This is a genomic window from Paraburkholderia sp. UCT70 (genome assembly GCF_050434085.1).
GTDB classification, from domain to species: domain Bacteria; phylum Pseudomonadota; class Gammaproteobacteria; order Burkholderiales; family Burkholderiaceae; genus Paraburkholderia; species Paraburkholderia tuberum.
Genome location: NZ_JBNPVZ010000004.1, coordinates 3,341,848 through 3,356,796 on the forward strand (window position 1 = coordinate 3,341,848; position 14,949 = coordinate 3,356,796).

The window sequence follows — 14,949 nt, forward strand, 5'->3', positions numbered from 1 at the left end:
GCCGCCACGCGCAATCACCGGGAAAATAAGGGCAATCAGGCGATTTGCAACAGCAGCCCCTTCAGATACTCGCCTTCGGGGAACGCAGTGAGCAGCGGATGATCGACGCCCGCGCCAAGGCGCTTCAGGATGCGTGCGTCGACGCGTGCGTCGGCGGCCGCGCCCGACACGATCTTCTGAAACAGCTCGGGATCGATCGCGCCCGAGCACGAGTACGTGAACAGCAAACCGCCCGGGCGCAGCAGCTTCAGGCCCGTCAGATTGATGTCCTTGTACGCGCGCGAGGCGCGGTCCACGTGCTCGCGCGATGGCGCGAATTTCGGCGGATCGAGCACGATCAGGTCGAAGCGTTCGCCTTCGTCGTAGAGGCGCCGCAATGTCTTGAACGCGTCGGCGTCGAGCCAGGTCGCGCGGTCGGCGTCGAAGCCGTTGGCCGCGACGTTCTGCTGCGCGAGCGCGAGCGCTTCACCCGACGAATCGACCGACACCACGCGCTTTGCGCCACCCTTGAGCGCTGCGAGCGAAAAGCCGCCGGTGTAGCAGAAGCAGTTCAGCACGTCGCGATCTTTCGCGAACTGCTGCACGAGCAGGCGGTTATCGCGCTGGTCGACATAGAAGCCGGTCTTGTGACCGTTGCGCACGTCGACGTGATAGCGCACGCCGTTTTCGCTCGCGATCAGCTTCTCGGAAGGCGGCTCGCCCGCGAGCACGCCGGTGATCTGCTCGAGCCCTTCCTTCTGACGGATCGACACGTCCGAGCGCTCGTAGACGTTCGGGCAGCCGGTCGCGCCGACCAGCGCCGCGACGATCGCGTCCTTCCACGCTTCGACGCCGGCCGCCATGAACTGACAGACGATCTGGCTGCGCTGATCCGCGTCCTCGGCGACGTAGTAATCGACGATCAGGCCCGGCAGACCGTCCGCCTCGCCGAAGATCAGCCGCACGGCGCCGGTGTCGCGCACCATCGCCTGACGATGCGCGAACGCGCGCTGCACGCGGCGCTTGAAGAACGCGTGATCGATCGGCTCGGCTTCGTCGAAGCTCCAGACGCGCGCGCGGATCTGCGAGTGCGGGCTGTAGGCTGCGCGGGCGAGAAAGCGGCCATCGTGCGCGCGCACGAGCACGGTCGCGCCGGGCGCGGGGCGGCCGTCGACGTGCTCGATCGCATTGGCATAAACCCACGGATGGCGGCGCAGCAGCGATTTTTCTTTCGACGGTTTGAGCGTAACGGTATTCATCAGGTGTAGGTAAAGTGCAAGCGAAGGCGGCGCGTCGTGGCGCGCGGCGTCAGTCGCGTGATCTGTTGCGTTTCTTTGCGCGAGGATGCGCGCTGTCGTAGACGTGGGCGAGGTGCTGGAAATCGAGGCCCGTATAAACCTGCGTCGCGGTGATGCTCGCGTGGCCGAGCAGCTCCTGCACGGCGCGCAGGTCGCCGCTCGACTGCAGCACGTGCGTCGCGAACGAATGGCGCAGCACGTGCGGATGCACGTTGGCCGGAATGCCGGCGGCGAGCGCCGCGCGCTTCACGCGCTCGCGCACGACGTTCGGCGACAGCCGGTTGCCGCGCGCCGACAGGAACAGCGGATGCGGATCGTGGCGGACCATCGGTTCGCGCACCGCGAGCCATGCGTTCAACGCCGCGACCGCCTTGCTGCCCACCGGCACGACGCGACGCCGATTGCCTTTGCCGAGCACTTCGACTTCGCCGGAATCGAGTTTCAGCCAGCCGGCCGAGCGATAGCCGTCGACGTCGGCGAAACGCACGTCGAGGCCGACCAGTTCGGCGAGGCGCAGGCCCGACGAGTAGAACAGCTCGAGCATCGCGTGATCGCGCAGGCCTTCGGGCGAGTCGGCGGGCGGGCTGTCCATCAGGCGCGCGGTGTCGTCGACGGAAAGCGCCTTCGGCAGCGTTTTCGCCTGCTTCGGCGCGCGCACCGCGGCGACCGGATTGGCCGGCAACTCGACGTGGCCCGCGAGCCAGCGATAAAACGCACGCCATGCCGACAGCCGATGGCCGATCGACCGCGCGGTGAGACCGCCCGCGTGCGCGCGCGCGACGGCGCCGCGGATGTCGACGGCGGTGAGGCTTTCGAGCGCTCGGCCTTTGGCGAGCTGCTTCAGTTCCGCGAGTTCATGCGTGTAGCCGCGCAGCGTGTGCGCCGACAGCCGCCGCTCGTGCTCGAGATGCGACAGGTAGGCGGCGATCGGGTCGGCGGCGGTCACGGTACGCGGTGACGTTGCGTGGCGCGGCTCAGCGCGGCAGCAGCCGGCTCAGCGCGGCGCTCGCGAGCGCGCCGATCTGCGTGAGGAAATCGGTGGCCATGCCTTCGTGGAAGCGCCGCGGGTCGGATGAGCCCATCACGAGCAGGCCGAACGTCGGCGCGTCTTCGGCGCCTTCGGGGTCGCGCAGCGCGAGCAGCGCGATCGATTCGGTGCTCTGCGCCGTCCCGTTCGACGCGACGCCGAGGTCGTCGGTCGCGCTCGTTGTCGCGCTTGCCGCCGGGTTGGTCGTCCCGTGGGACGCAACCGCAGCTTGCGCGAGCCATTGCGCGGCCTCGAAGCCGGTGTTCGCGCCGCAATACGGCGTACTCAGGCTGCCCGCGAAAATGCGCACTTCCTCGCTGACGTGGCGCGCGAAGTCAGCTTGCGCATACGGCTCGGCGACGTCCCACACGCGCAGAGCCGCTTGCGGCACGTCGAAGATGTCGCGCAGACCGCCAGCGATCGTGCGCGGCAGCGCGTATGGATCGCGCTCGGCCATCACACGGATGGTCCAGCGGTTGAATTTCGACGCGATGCTGTCGTTCTCGTGACCGTAGCGCAGCAGTTCGGCAAGACGCCGCTCCAGATGCTTGTTCTTGTCGCGCAGCATCTCCATCTGCCGCTCCTGCAGCGACACCGCGGCTTTGCCGTGCGGGTTCGCGAGCCGGATCGTCGCGAGCGTTTCCGCGTGTTCGACGAAGAATTCGGGATTGGCGAGCAGGTATTCGGCGACTTCGCGATCGTTCATGGTTTCGGCTAGAGGACTACGGGACGGCCGCCTCACGGCGGCGCGTCGGTCAATGAGTTAGACGGAGGGCGCCATGTCGGCCGGGCTGGACAGATTGTGCTGCGTCGAGTCCGACGAGGCGCTCGACGCCTCTTCGGCCAACTCGATCTCCCCTTCGAAGACGGTGGCTGCGGGGCCGGCCATCAGCAGCGGCGCGCCTGGGTGCGCGCTGTCCCACGTGATGGTCAGATCGCCGCCGTGCGTATGTACGAGCACCGGCGAATCCAGCAGCCCGCGCCGGATGCCGGCCGCGACCGCCGCGCACGCGCCGGTGCCGCACGCCAGCGTTTCGCCCGCGCCGCGTTCGTAGACGCGCAGCCTGATCTCGTTGCGGTCGACGATCTGCATGAAGCCCGCGTTGACCCGCTGCGGGAAGCGCGTGTGCCGCTCGATGGCCGGACCTTCGACGAGCACCGGGAACACCTCGGCATCGTCGACGACCTGCACGGCGTGCGGATTGCCCATCGACACCACCGACATCCAGCGCGTCGTGCCGTTCACGTCGAGCGGCCAGAGCGTATCCGCGCCTTCGCGGCGGCCTTGCAGACCCTTGGTCGCGAACGGCACGAGTTCGGGATCGAACACGGGCGTGCCCATGTCGACGATCACTTCGCCGTTGTCCTGCATCGTCAGCGTGATCGTGCCTTTCTGGACCTGCACGCGCACGCTGCGCTGGTCGGTGAGGCCGCGCTCGCGCACGAACTTGACGAAGCAGCGCGCGCCGTTGCCGCAGTGTTCGACCTCGCCGCCGTCGCAATTGAAGATGCGATATCTGAAATCGACGCCTTCGACGGTCGGCTTTTCGACCAGCAGCAACTGGTCGGCGCCGACGCCGAAATGGCGGTTCGCCAACGCGCGCACCTGCGCCGTGGTTAGATCAACCGGTTGGGTATAGCCGTCGAGTACGACGAAGTCGTTGCCCGCGCCGTGCATTTTGGTGAATTTGAGCTTCACGTTTTCCGTGTATCCGTTGCTGCGTAGGGCTTCGCGCGTGCGGGCGGAGCCGAAAATCCCGGCCTCACCGGCCGTTGGGTGAATCACCCATTGGAGCCATGCTCGGCCAATAGCAGATGATACACGTTGGCACATCGGAAACGGTACGGCAGGCAAGGAGCCCAGCCCCACCTTCAATACACCCCCGGCACTCCCGGCGGGCGTGTCTTGAACCGCTTGTGCACCCAGTAATACTGCTCGGGCATCAGCGGAATCTTCTCTTCGAGAAACTCGTTCATGCGTCGCGCATCGACGTCATCGTCGCCGATCGGATAGTTGTCCCAAGGTTTGAAGACCTTGAGCCGGTAGCCCTTGTAGTTCGGCAGCACCTCGCCGATGAACGGTACGACCTGCGCGTGCCCGACCCTGGCGAGACGGCCGACTGCGGTCAGCGTGCAGGTCGGCACGCCGAAGAACGGCACGAACGTCGAATTTCGCGCGCCGTAGTCCATGTCCGCGCCGAGCATCACTGGTTTGCGTTCGCGCAGCCAGCGCAGCACGACGCGCGCGCTGTCCGCGCGGCTCGCCATGTCCGCGCCGAAACGCGCGCGCGCTGCTTTCGCGGCTTCCTCGAACTCCTGATTCGACATTGGCTGATAGAGGGAGCCGCACTGGCGCTTCAGCGAGTAGTTCAGAAAGATCGAACCGGCCTCGATGCCGACAAAATGAAAGCCGAGAAACAATGTGGGCGGCAGGTTCGGGTCCGTCAGGTCGATCGCGCTGTCGAGCTGGATCAGCTTTTCGAGCTTCTTCGCCGAGCCGAACCACTGCACGCTGCGCTCGAGATAGCTGCGGATCGCATGACGGAAGTGCTTTTGCGCGACGTCCTCGCGGCGCTCGTCGCTCCAGTCGGGGAAGCACAGCTTCAGATTGGTATGAACGATGCGCTTGCGACGGCTCGGGATCTGGTAGAGCAGCCAGCCGATCCCGTCACCGAGACGGGCGACGAATCCGTAAGGCAACAGCGCAAAGAGTTTGAGCAGCCCGATCGCGAGCTTCGCGCCGTAGCGGCTCAGCATGCAGCCTCCAGGCGCGCGGCGCCGCAGGGGGCGAAATTGTGGAAAGCGGAAAAATTAACGTGATACCGCACTCGTTTCGACTCTGTGACATTCAAAGGAAGTCGCTATAATAAGGGCTTCGCCGAGTTAATAGACAACTTGCGGGGCGAAGCCGGCGGGTGCGGTCCATGGGTTTCCATGGGTTTTGCGTCCATCGGTCAGGTAATCCGCTAAAGCGTCGCCGCTTCAGACTCCCGAAGTCGGCTACGTGGAACGCAACTGTAACCACTAACAGGAGTCTGCAACGTGGCAAACGACTATCTCTTCACTTCCGAATCCGTTTCCGAAGGCCATCCCGACAAAGTCGCGGACCAGATCTCGGACGCGATCCTCGACGCCATCCTCGCTCAAGACAAGTACTCGCGTGTCGCGGCCGAAACGCTGTGCAACACGGGTCTCGTCGTGCTGGCCGGTGAAATCACCACCACCGCGAACGTCGACTACATCCAGATCGCGCGCAACACGATCAAGCGCATCGGCTACGACAACACCGACTACGGCATCGACTACCGCGGCTGCGCGGTGCTCGTCGCCTACGACAAGCAGTCGCCGGACATCGCCCAGGGCGTGGACCGCGCGCACGACAACAACCTCGATCAAGGCGCGGGCGACCAGGGCCTGATGTTCGGTTACGCGTGCGAGGAAACGCCGGAACTGATGCCACTGCCGATCCATCTGTCGCACCGCCTCGTCGAGCGTCAGGCGAATCTGCGCCGCGACGGCCGTCTGCCCTGGCTGCGTCCGGATGCGAAGTCGCAGGTCACCGTGCGCTACGCAGACGGCAAGCCGCATTCGATCGACACCGTCGTACTGTCCACCCAGCATTCGCCGGACATCGAGCTCGACACGCTGCGCGAAGCGGTGATCGAGGAAGTGATCAAGCCGACGCTGCCGGCCGAGCTGATCAAGGGTGACATCAAGTTCCTCGTGAACCCGACCGGTCGTTTCGTGATCGGCGGTCCGCAGGGCGATTGCGGTCTGACGGGCCGCAAGATCATCGTCGATACGTACGGCGGCGCGGCGCCGCACGGCGGCGGCGCATTCTCGGGCAAGGATCCGTCGAAGGTGGACCGCTCGGCAGCGTACGCCGGCCGTTACGTCGCCAAGAACATCGTGGCCGCGGGCCTCGCGTCGCGCTGCCTGATCCAGGTGTCGTATGCGATCGGCGTCGCCCAACCGACCTCGGTCATGGTCAACACGTTCGGCACTGGCCGCGTGTCGGATGCGACGATCACGGAACTCGTGCGTCAGCATTTCGACCTGCGTCCGAAGGGCATCATCCAGATGCTCGACCTGCTGCGCCCGGTCTACGAGAAGAGCGCGGCGTATGGTCATTTCGGCCGCGAAGAGCCGGAATTCACGTGGGAAGCCACCGACAAGGCGCTCGCACTCGCTGAAGCGGCAGGCACTGAGCCGGTCGCGGCACTTGCCGAATAAGGGCGAGCCGATCGCCGCTTGAAAGCAAACAAACCCCGCCGGCGTGAGCCGGCGGGGTTTTTCTTTGTCTATCGATGGCGTAGCGATGCCGCCGCGCGAAGCACGTCGTCGAGGCGGCGCGCTCGAAGTCTTGCGGTGCTCGAAGTCAGCTCGGCGGTGGACGGCCAGCCGGTCGGCAGATCAGCGGTCTAGCCACTCAACGCGCAACTGCAACTCACCGGCCCAGCAATCTCACCGGCTCGCAAACGCAAACGCAAACGCGAACGCGAACCACCCGCCGCTGCTCGTCGACAGGCGACGCGGTCGGCGGCTCGCAGGCGTGCGCACCGCCGGCGCGCGTTTCGCGACCGCGAGGCGCAACGGTGTCGGTTTGCGCAGCAGCGTGCGCAGCGACAGACGGCGCGTGCCGCTCTGCTGGCGTAGCGCCGAGAAGAACGTATGGAACCAGGTCCGAAAGCCGTCGACGGCCTTCGCGTCGCGCCACTGCTCGCCGAGCGCGCGGGTGCGCGCGGCATGATGGCGCAGCGCCCGCATCATATGGCGGCGCGCGGGACGCGCCGCTTTCAGCGCGGCGCGGGTAAGACGGGTGCTCAAAAGAGTATGCATGGCTTCACATTTAGGCAATGAACCGCACGTCGGCGCGTGCACCGGATGTGCACGGACAAACAGCACCATATGTGCCAATGACGGGGTAGCGATGAACGGCCTGAAAGCCGGAGATTCGGTGCGGGTCGTGGCGCGGGAGATTGCGACGCGAAACAGGGCGCACAGCGCAGCGATGGTACAACGCGGAGAAACCAACGGCACGGGCCCTGACGGCCTGCGCACAACAGAAAACTGCGTGAGCGACGATCGACATGCGAGCAGGCTACACGGGAATCATGACGTCAGAAAGTCGGTTATTACCCTGCGAGACCGGATTTCTCCGCGGATCGAATCGTCGCGGATGCCAGTCTGCTGTCACCCCCTTACGGGCGATTTGCGTGCGCGTTTGCCCAGCCAATGTGCGGTGCGGGCGCCGCGCGCCTGAAACCGGTGCATTGGCGCGCCGCGAAAAGCGAAGGCGACCGGCGCAAAAGATCAGCAGGACGCAGGAGCCTCTCGCGGTGAACCAACGCACCCCGATCGCGCCCGTTTTACAATCGAACATCAGTTAGTCGACAGTAACGGAACGCCATGTCATTCCATTCGAAGAAAGAGCAGATTCAAACGTTGCGGGAGCAGGGTTTTGTCGTCGTGCCAGGACTCGTGTCGCCCGAGCGTTGCGACGAGCTGAAGCGGATCGCGCAGCGGCAACTGCAGGAAGCGGCGGCGCCGATCGAATTCGAAGCGGATTTGCAGTATCCGGGCGCGCCGTCATCGAAGGATGCTCCAGGCGGACATACGGTGCGGCGCCTGCTCGACGCGTACGGTCGTCACCCCGCGTTCGCGCAATGGGCGACCGCGCCCGAAATCCGTGGCTGGATGGAGCTGTATTTTGGCGAGGAACCGCGTCTGTCGCGCGCGCATCACAACTGCATGATGACCAAGCACCCCGCGTACGGCAGCCTGACCGGCTGGCATCGCGACGCGCGCTACTGGTCGTTCGAGCGCGACGATCTGATGTCGGTGTGGCTCGCGGTCGGCCCGGAAACCGTCGATAACGGCGCGCTGTGGTTCGTGCCGCAATCGCACGGCGCCGCGTTCACATCGGACCGTTTCGACGAAGCGAAGTTTTTCCGCACGGATCTCGCCGAGAATGAGGCCGCGATCCGCACGGCGGTGTCGCCCGAGTTGAAGACTGGCGACGTGGTGTTCTTTCACTGCAACACGCTGCACTCGGCCGGCAAGAATCTCAGCGATGAGGTGAAGTTCTCGCTGGTGTTCACCTATCACGGCGCAAGCAATGTGCCGCTGCCCGGCACGCGCTCGGCCGCGAAGCCCGAGATCGCGTTCTAGATTATTTTGGTCGCGGGCCTCGCGCCGACGCTCAGCGCTTGCGCCCCGACATCGCGATTCCCGTCAGCCCGGCGAGCGTCGCCACCACGCCCGCGACGATCAGCACGATCGCCTTGTTGCTCGGCGAGCCGGTAAAGAAGCGCGACACGTCGCTGCTCACCGAATTGAATGCCTGCCCGCCGAAATACAGCAGCACGATACCGCCGACAATCAGCGCGATCGAAATCGCTTTCGTCATCTGCACCTCCCATCAACCTGAACCGGCCAGAGTGTAGGTGAGCCGTGCGTGCTCGTCCATCCCGCATACTGGTTGCGCTGCAAGCGCCGCGTCGATTGGCTAACATAGCGGTCTCGCCGCACCGCGGCGACACCACGACAACAAATCTCCCCAGCAGCACGCCTCCCGCAACGCGCGAATCCTCACGCCCGCCATCCTCGGGCGATCTCATCGACAAGGACACTAGCAATGGCTTACGAAGCAGCTTCAGAACGCTATTCGGACATGCAATACCGCGTCTGCGGCAAGTCGGGTCTCAAACTGCCGGCGCTGTCGCTCGGCCTGTGGCACAACTTCGGCGACACCACGCCGATCTCGACGCAGCGTGACATCCTGCGCACGGCCTTCAACCTCGGCATCACGCACTTCGATCTGGCGAACAACTACGGGCCGCCGTACGGCAGCGCGGAAACCAACTTCGGCCGTCTGTTCAAGGACGATTTCAAACCGTATCGCGACGAGTTGCTGATTTCGTCGAAGGCCGGTTGGGATATGTGGCCCGGTCCGTACGGCCAGGGCGGCGGCTCGCGCAAATATGTGCTCGCGAGTCTCGATCAGAGCCTGAGGCGCATGGGCCTCGATTACGTCGACATCTTCTATTCGCATCGCTTCGACGCGCATACGCCGCTCGAGGAAACCGCGGGCGCGCTCGCGAGCGCGGTGCAGCAGGGCAAGGCGCTGTACATCGGCATCTCGTCGTACTCGTCGGCGAAGACGCGCGAAATGGCGAAGCTGCTCGCCGAATACAAGGTGCCGCTGCTGATCCATCAGCCGTCGTACAACATGCTGAACCGCTGGATCGAACACGACCTGCTCGATACGCTCGATGAAGTCGGCGCGGGCACGATCGCGTTCACGCCGCTCGCGCAGGGATTGTTGACCGGCAAGTACCTGAACGGCGTGCCGGCCGATGCGCGCGTCAACAAGCCGGGCGGCGGTTCGCTGAAAGACGAGCATCTGAGTCCGCAGAACATCGAGCACGTGCGGAAGCTCAACGACATCGCGCAGCGCCGTGGTCAGAGCCTCGCGCAGATGGCGCTCGCGTGGGCGTTGCGCGATCCACGCGTGACCTCGGTGCTGATCGGCGCGAGCCGCGCGGAGCAGGTGCGCGAGAACGTCGGCGCGCTGAAGAACCTCGCCTTCTCGGCCGACGAACTCGCCGCAATCGATCGCTATGCGACCGAAGGCGGGATCAATCTGTGGGAAAAGCCGTCGACGGATCAGGCGATCTGATCGCGTGAGGAGCCGTCCGCGCAACAGGCGGACGGACGCAAGGGTAAAACAAAGCCGCACGCTCAGCGTGCGGCTTTTCTGCAGGTACTTCGCCGCGCCGCTACACGAGCGCCGGCAGACCCTCGACCAGCGCCACCGCGCACATCACACCGATCAGCGCGCCCAGCACACGCAACCCGTTGTGTCGCAATTCGGTCTTGCAGGGCAGCGCGCCGACGAATAGCGCGCCCGCCAACGCCATTGGAATGACCAGGATGAAATCGGCGATCGTAAAGTAGGTCATCTTCGTCTCCTCCCATGCGGGATGGTTGCTGTGTCGTTCCAGCAGAGGCCGCGGCTTCGAAATCATGCAGCGCCATTGCACGAATCGAGTATAGGAGACCGATGGAGCGGCGCGACGGCGCAGGCTGGCGCGTCGGCGCTTATTCGTAAGCTGCTGAACCCAGGCGCGGCGCGGCCTGCGGCGATTGGCGCGCCGCAACAAAACGCGGCGCAAAATAGCAAACGTTCGCTTACGCAAGCCTTTCGTTTTGCCGCCGATCCATGCGGGTTGGCTGATTGCGGCCGGCTCGCGGTGCCTGCACCGCGCAACGCGACCGATGCGCCGGGCTATTCGCGCCCGCGCAGGCGGCTCGCCGCGATCAAGCCGATCACGAGCAGCGCACCGACTAGCCCGACGACGCCGTTCCAGCCATGACCGGCCCACACATGGCCGCCATACGAACCGACCAGGCTCGAGCCGATGTAGTACGCGAGCAGATACAGCGCAGCGGCCTGGCCTTTCGCGTCTTTCGCCAGACGCCCGACCCAACCGCTCGCGACCGAATGCCCGGCAAAGAATCCGAACGTCACGCAGGCGATACCGGTCGCGATCGCCGCGAGCGGATGCAGCATCGTCAGCGCGAGGCCGAGCACCATCAGCAGCAGGCTCCCGGTCAGCACGCGCGCGCGGCCGAACGTGTCGGCCATGCGCCCGGACCATGGCGACGCGACCACGCCAACCAGATAGACGATGAAAATCGCGCCGATCTCCGTCTGATTCAACCGATACGGCGGCGCGAGCAGCCGGTAGCCGATGTAGTTGTACAGCGTGACGAAGCTGCCCATCAGCACGAAGCCGAGCAGGAACAGCAGCGGCAGACCCGGTCGCGTGAACTGGCGCAACAGCAGCGTGCGGTGATGCGCGAAGCCGAGCCCGCGGCGCGGCACGAAATGGCGCGACGGTGGCAGCAGCGCGCGGAACGCGAGCATCGACAGCAGGCCGAGCACGCCGATCGTGCCGATCGCGATGCGCCACGAAAACAGATCCGCGACCACGCCGGTGATGACCCGCCCGGCCATGCCGCCGATCGCCGTGCCGCCGACGTACAGGCCCATCGCGAGGCCGAGGCCGTCGGGATGCACTTCCTCGGCGAGATAAGCCATCGCGACCGCCGGCACGCCGCCGAGCGCGAGCCCTTCGAGCGTCCGCAGCACGAGCAGCTGCTGCCAGTGCGGCGCGACCGATACGCCAATCGTCAGCACCGACGACACCGTCAGCGACAGCGTCATCAGCTTGTGCCGGCTCCAACCCTCGGAGACGAAACCGGCGACGAAGATCGCGAGCGCGAGCGCAGCAGTGGATAGTGACAACGACAGACTGCTTTGCGCCGGCGTCACGTTGAACGCTGCGGAGAACGACGGCAGCAGCGGCTGCACGCAGTAGAGCAACGAGAACGTCGCGTAGCCGGCGAACAGCAGCGCGAGGCTGGCACGCCAGTACGCGCGCGAGCCGCGTTCGAGATAAGGGATGTCCGACACGGTGGTGGTGCTTGCGCAGGCAGCTGAAGCTGCGCCGCGGGAGGGAACGGCAGATGCAGTCCGCTGGGATTGCGGCGGCAGGGTCACAACAAAACTCCTTGGGTCACACGGAAACGCGCAAAAGTGTTAAGGATACGCTGAAAAAGCGTTTCAAGCCGGCGTCGCGAGCAACGCGGCGCGCCAATGGTGCGCCCGCAGCGCTCCATCCGCAGCACGTCGCGCACCTATCTCCCGGCGCTAGCCATGCGCCCCGGCTTCACTGCCCGGCGCCGGCGCCCGCGTCGCCCCCGAAGTCGCCGTCGACGGATGCACGAGCGCGTCGTCGCCCGGCAGTATCGACGTATCCCAGCCGCCGCCGAGCGCCTTCACCAGCGCGACGCTCGCGGCCATCCGGCGGCGCGCGATCGCGACCGCGTTGCGCTCGTTGGTCAGCGCGGTCGTCTGCGCGACGACCACGTCGAGATAGGTGATCGCGCCGTTCCGGTAGCGGTCAGACACGACCGCGAGCGCGCGCCGCGCGGCTGCGACCGCGTCGTCCTGCACGGCGGCTTCCTGTTCGAGCACGCGCAGCGCGGCGAGATTGTCCTCGACCTGGCCGAACGCGCTCAGCACCGTCTGCCGATATTGCGCGACGCTTTCGTCGTAATGCGCGCGCGCCTGCTCCTTGACCGCCGCGCGGCCGCCGAAGTCGAGCAGCGTTCCCGCGAGCGTCGGCCCGAGCGACCACAGCCGGCTCGGCGCGAGCAGCCACTGGCTGTAATTGGTCGCTTCGAGCCCGCCCGTCACGGCCAGCACGAGGTTGGGGAAAAACGCCGCGGTGGCCACGCCGATCTGCGCGTTCATTGCGGCGACGTGCCGCTCCGCCGCCGCGATATCGGGACGCCGTTCGAGCAATCCGGACGGCACGCCGGTCGCCGCGACCACCGGCATCGCGACGAGCGGCGCGACCGGCAAAGTGAAAGTCGAAGGCGGCTGGCCGATCAGGATCGCGATCGCATGTTCGAGCTGCGCGCGCTGCACGCCGAGGTCGAGCGCCTGCGCCTGGGTCGTCTTCAACTGCGTCTGCGCCTGCGCGACATCGGCATCGGTCGCGATGCCGCCGGCGTACCGATGCTGCGTCAGTTCGAGCGCCTGCTGGTAGGCCTTGATCGTGTCGTCGAGCAGTTGACGCTCCTGATCGAGTCCGCGCAGCTCGAAATAATCGGTGGCGAGCTCGGCCTGCATCGACAGCAGCGCGGCGTCGACGTCGGCGGCGCTCGCCTGCGCGCCGGCCTTGGCGCCTTCGGCGCTGCGCGACACGCGGCCCCACAGATCCGGCTCCCACGACGCGTCGGCCTGCACCAGATAGTCGTTCAGCGTGAGACCGGCGGTCGATTTATGCAGCACGTTCTCCGAGGTCCGCGTGCGCGAATACTGGACGCCCGCGGTGACCGCCGGGAAGAATTGCGAGCGATATTGCGCGACGGTTGCGCGCGCCGCGCGAAAGCGCGCTTCGGCGGCCTGCACGTCCTGGTTCGCGCTCGCGACCTGCGGTTCGAGCGCATCGAGCGATGCGTCGCCGTAGATGCGCCACCACGCGCCGCGCGTGAGCGTGTCGGCCGGTTGCGCTGGCTTCCAGCCGGTGCCCTCGAGTTCGCGCCAGGTCGCGGGCGTGACGGCGGCGGGCTTCACGTAGTCGGGGCCGACGGTGCAGGCGCCGAGCGCGCCGGCGAGGCTCAGCGCAACTGCCGAGGCGCGAACGGAAACGCTCGCCGACCCAGCCGCGAACCCAGCCAATGACGCAACCATGCGCCGCCAAACCGACCTCTTCATGATCACGTCCTCGCGGCCGGCTGCGCGCCGCCTTGCGCCGCCGGCGAGCTGGCCGCCGCGCCGGTCGCACCCGCCGCCCCAGCCGCGCCCTCCGAAGCCGCACCGCTTTCCGCCTTGCGCGGCACGATCCGCACCGGCGCGCCATCGACGATCGAATCCTGCGGATTCAGAATCACCTGCTCATTGCCCTGCAAACCCGACACGATCGCGACGCGCGTGCCGAAGTCCGTGCCGAGCGATACCGGCAGCAGCTTCACCTTGTGCTGCGGATCGACGGTCGCGACCTTGACGCCGTCGGGGCGGAACAGCAATGCGTTGCCCGGCAGCGTGAACGGCGCCGTGCCCGCGCCGAGCGCGAAATGCACCTGCGCGTACGCGCCCGGCAACAGCTCGCCGCTGCGATTGTCGACGTCGACTTCGACGAGCATCGTGCGCTGCTGCGGATCGACCGCGCCGGCGGTGCGCGCGACCGTGCCCGGGTAGTGCCGCGACGGCGTCTCGGTCAGCGTCAGAAACGCGCTCTGCTGCGCGCGAACCTGCTGCGCGTATGCCTGCGGCACGTTCACGTAGACGCGCAGCCGGTCCGCCTGGGCGACATGAAACAGCTCCTTCGCGGGACCGCCCGAGCTGCCCGCGTCGATCAGCGCGCCGACGTCGACGTTGCGCGCGGTCACGGTGCCGTCGAACGGCGCGTAGACCTTCTGGAACGACTGCGTCTTCTCGAGTCGCGCGACGTTGAAACGCGCGGCGTCGAGCGTGGCTTTTTTCGCGAGCATGTCGCCGACTTTTTCGTCGGTCTCCTGCTTCGACACCGACTTGCTGCTGAGCATATCTGTCCAGCGATCGGCGGTGCTCTTCGCGAGCGCGTAGTTCGCTTCGGCGTTCGCGAGGTCGGCGCGGGCGGCGCGCAACTGGTCGTCGACTTCGGGGGTGTCGATTTCCGCGAGAAGCTGGCCGCTCTTCACGCGGGCGCCGATGTCGGCGTACCACTTCTTCAGATAGCCGTTGGTGCGCGCATAGATCGGCGTGTCGAGAAAGGCCTGCACATTGCCGGGCAACACGAGATCGAGCCCGGCCGACGACTTCTGCGGCTGCACGACTTCGACGCTCATCTGGCTCGCGTGCTCGGCATCGCGTTCGAGCGCCGCATGCGCATCGTGGCGCGACCAGATGCCTTGCGCGGCGAGCGCGAGCACGGCGACGGCGGCGGCGATCACGATCAGGCGCGCGCGTCGCGCTTTCGCCGGGTCATGCGCGGTGTGGCCACCGGAACCAGAGCCTGAACCTGAGTCGCCGGGACGTTGTGCTTCCATCAAACTTCCCCTTCGAAATTGCATGGGCAGTCGATGCTG

At 66.2% G+C, this 14,949-nt stretch carries 14 protein-coding genes; 3 read left to right on the forward strand and 11 right to left on the reverse strand.

Going from position 1 to position 14,949, the window contains the following annotated elements; all coding sequences use genetic code 11:
- Positions 1-35 precede the first annotated feature (35 nt).
- The 5 genes from OKW41_RS41170 to OKW41_RS41190 form a co-directional block, all read right to left on the reverse strand.
- Positions 36-1,238: a class I SAM-dependent rRNA methyltransferase gene (locus tag OKW41_RS41170; RefSeq protein WP_429453637.1), complete on the reverse strand. Its 1,203-nt coding sequence runs from the start codon at positions 1,236-1,238 to the stop codon at positions 36-38.
- Between the two features lie 49 nt (positions 1,239-1,287).
- Positions 1,288-2,223, reverse strand: a complete 936-nt coding sequence (xerC, locus tag OKW41_RS41175; RefSeq protein ID WP_429575981.1) for a tyrosine recombinase XerC — start codon at positions 2,221-2,223, stop codon at positions 1,288-1,290.
- A 28-nt stretch (positions 2,224-2,251) separates the two neighbouring features.
- Positions 2,252-3,010 (reverse strand): DUF484 family protein, encoded by a 759-nt coding sequence (locus OKW41_RS41180; protein WP_429575982.1) that lies wholly within the window; start codon positions 3,008-3,010, stop codon positions 2,252-2,254.
- A 57-nt stretch (positions 3,011-3,067) separates the two neighbouring features.
- Positions 3,068-4,003 (reverse strand): diaminopimelate epimerase, encoded by a 936-nt coding sequence (gene dapF, locus OKW41_RS41185; RefSeq protein WP_429575983.1) that lies wholly within the window; start codon positions 4,001-4,003, stop codon positions 3,068-3,070.
- Between the two features lie 173 nt (positions 4,004-4,176).
- Positions 4,177-5,061 carry a lipid A biosynthesis lauroyl acyltransferase gene (locus OKW41_RS41190; RefSeq protein ID WP_429575984.1) on the reverse strand — a complete coding sequence of 295 codons (885 nt, stop codon included), beginning with the start codon at positions 5,059-5,061 and terminating at the stop codon, positions 4,177-4,179.
- A gap of 285 nt (positions 5,062-5,346) precedes the next feature.
- On the opposite strand from OKW41_RS41190, the gene metK reads away from it, so the two are divergent.
- Entirely contained in the window at positions 5,347-6,537 is a 1,191-nt protein-coding gene (metK, locus tag OKW41_RS41195; protein WP_429575985.1) for a methionine adenosyltransferase, read from the forward strand.
- 231 nt (positions 6,538-6,768) lie between these two features.
- Here metK and OKW41_RS41200 read toward each other — a convergent pair whose 3' ends face one another.
- A complete protein-coding gene (locus tag OKW41_RS41200) occupies positions 6,769-7,143 on the reverse strand; it encodes a hypothetical protein (RefSeq protein ID WP_429407781.1) in 375 nt (124 codons plus the stop codon).
- Positions 7,144-7,713: 570 nt separating this feature from the next.
- On the opposite strand from OKW41_RS41200, the gene OKW41_RS41205 reads away from it, so the two are divergent.
- Positions 7,714-8,475, forward strand: coding sequence for a phytanoyl-CoA dioxygenase family protein (locus OKW41_RS41205; protein ID WP_429575986.1), 762 nt, complete (start codon positions 7,714-7,716; stop codon positions 8,473-8,475).
- A 31-nt stretch (positions 8,476-8,506) separates the two neighbouring features.
- Here OKW41_RS41205 and OKW41_RS41210 read toward each other — a convergent pair whose 3' ends face one another.
- The gene (locus OKW41_RS41210) at positions 8,507-8,713 is read right to left on the reverse strand and encodes a DUF3185 family protein (RefSeq protein ID WP_018419114.1); all 207 of its coding nucleotides are present in this window, start codon (positions 8,711-8,713) and stop codon (positions 8,507-8,509) included.
- A gap of 228 nt (positions 8,714-8,941) precedes the next feature.
- On the opposite strand from OKW41_RS41210, the gene mgrA reads away from it, so the two are divergent.
- Entirely contained in the window at positions 8,942-9,985 is a 1,044-nt protein-coding gene (mgrA, locus tag OKW41_RS41215) for an L-glyceraldehyde 3-phosphate reductase (protein WP_429575987.1), read from the forward strand.
- A gap of 100 nt (positions 9,986-10,085) precedes the next feature.
- Here the strand turns inward: mgrA and OKW41_RS41220 are convergent, their stop codons facing one another.
- The 4 genes from OKW41_RS41220 to OKW41_RS41235 form a co-directional block, all read right to left on the reverse strand.
- Positions 10,086-10,268 carry a hypothetical protein gene (locus OKW41_RS41220; RefSeq protein WP_184002864.1) on the reverse strand — a complete coding sequence of 61 codons (183 nt, stop codon included), beginning with the start codon at positions 10,266-10,268 and terminating at the stop codon, positions 10,086-10,088.
- 326 nt (positions 10,269-10,594) lie between these two features.
- Positions 10,595-11,785: an MFS transporter gene (locus OKW41_RS41225; protein WP_429453616.1), complete on the reverse strand. Its 1,191-nt coding sequence runs from the start codon at positions 11,783-11,785 to the stop codon at positions 10,595-10,597.
- Positions 11,786-12,022: 237 nt separating this feature from the next.
- Complete coding sequence (locus OKW41_RS41230) at positions 12,023-13,573, reverse strand: efflux transporter outer membrane subunit (protein WP_429576553.1); 1,551 nt, start codon at positions 13,571-13,573, stop codon at positions 12,023-12,025.
- A gap of 26 nt (positions 13,574-13,599) precedes the next feature.
- Positions 13,600-14,910, reverse strand: coding sequence for an efflux RND transporter periplasmic adaptor subunit (locus OKW41_RS41235; RefSeq protein WP_429575988.1), 1,311 nt, complete (start codon positions 14,908-14,910; stop codon positions 13,600-13,602).
- Positions 14,911-14,949: the final 39 nt, after the last annotated feature.

Excerpts from the sequence above, each read along its gene's own strand:
- OKW41_RS41170 (WP_429453637.1), bottom strand. The coding sequence starts at position 1,238 with ATGAATACCGTTACGCTCAAACCGTCGAAAGAAAAATCGCTGCTGCGC.
- OKW41_RS41180 (WP_429575982.1), bottom strand. The coding sequence starts at position 3,010 with ATGAACGATCGCGAAGTCGCCGAATACCTGCTCGCCAATCCCGAATTC.
- OKW41_RS41190 (WP_429575984.1), bottom strand. The coding sequence starts at position 5,061 with ATGCTGAGCCGCTACGGCGCGAAGCTCGCGATCGGGCTGCTCAAACTC.
- OKW41_RS41200 (WP_429407781.1), bottom strand. The coding sequence starts at position 7,143 with ATGCATACTCTTTTGAGCACCCGTCTTACCCGCGCCGCGCTGAAAGCG.
- OKW41_RS41205 (WP_429575986.1), top strand. The coding sequence starts at position 7,714 with ATGTCATTCCATTCGAAGAAAGAGCAGATTCAAACGTTGCGGGAGCAG.
- OKW41_RS41210 (WP_018419114.1), bottom strand. The coding sequence starts at position 8,713 with ATGACGAAAGCGATTTCGATCGCGCTGATTGTCGGCGGTATCGTGCTG.
- mgrA (WP_429575987.1), top strand. The coding sequence starts at position 8,942 with ATGGCTTACGAAGCAGCTTCAGAACGCTATTCGGACATGCAATACCGC.
- OKW41_RS41220 (WP_184002864.1), bottom strand. The coding sequence starts at position 10,268 with ATGACCTACTTTACGATCGCCGATTTCATCCTGGTCATTCCAATGGCG.
- OKW41_RS41230 (WP_429576553.1), bottom strand. The coding sequence starts at position 13,573 with ATGGTTGCGTCATTGGCTGGGTTCGCGGCTGGGTCGGCGAGCGTTTCC.
- OKW41_RS41235 (WP_429575988.1), bottom strand. The coding sequence starts at position 14,910 with ATGGAAGCACAACGTCCCGGCGACTCAGGTTCAGGCTCTGGTTCCGGT.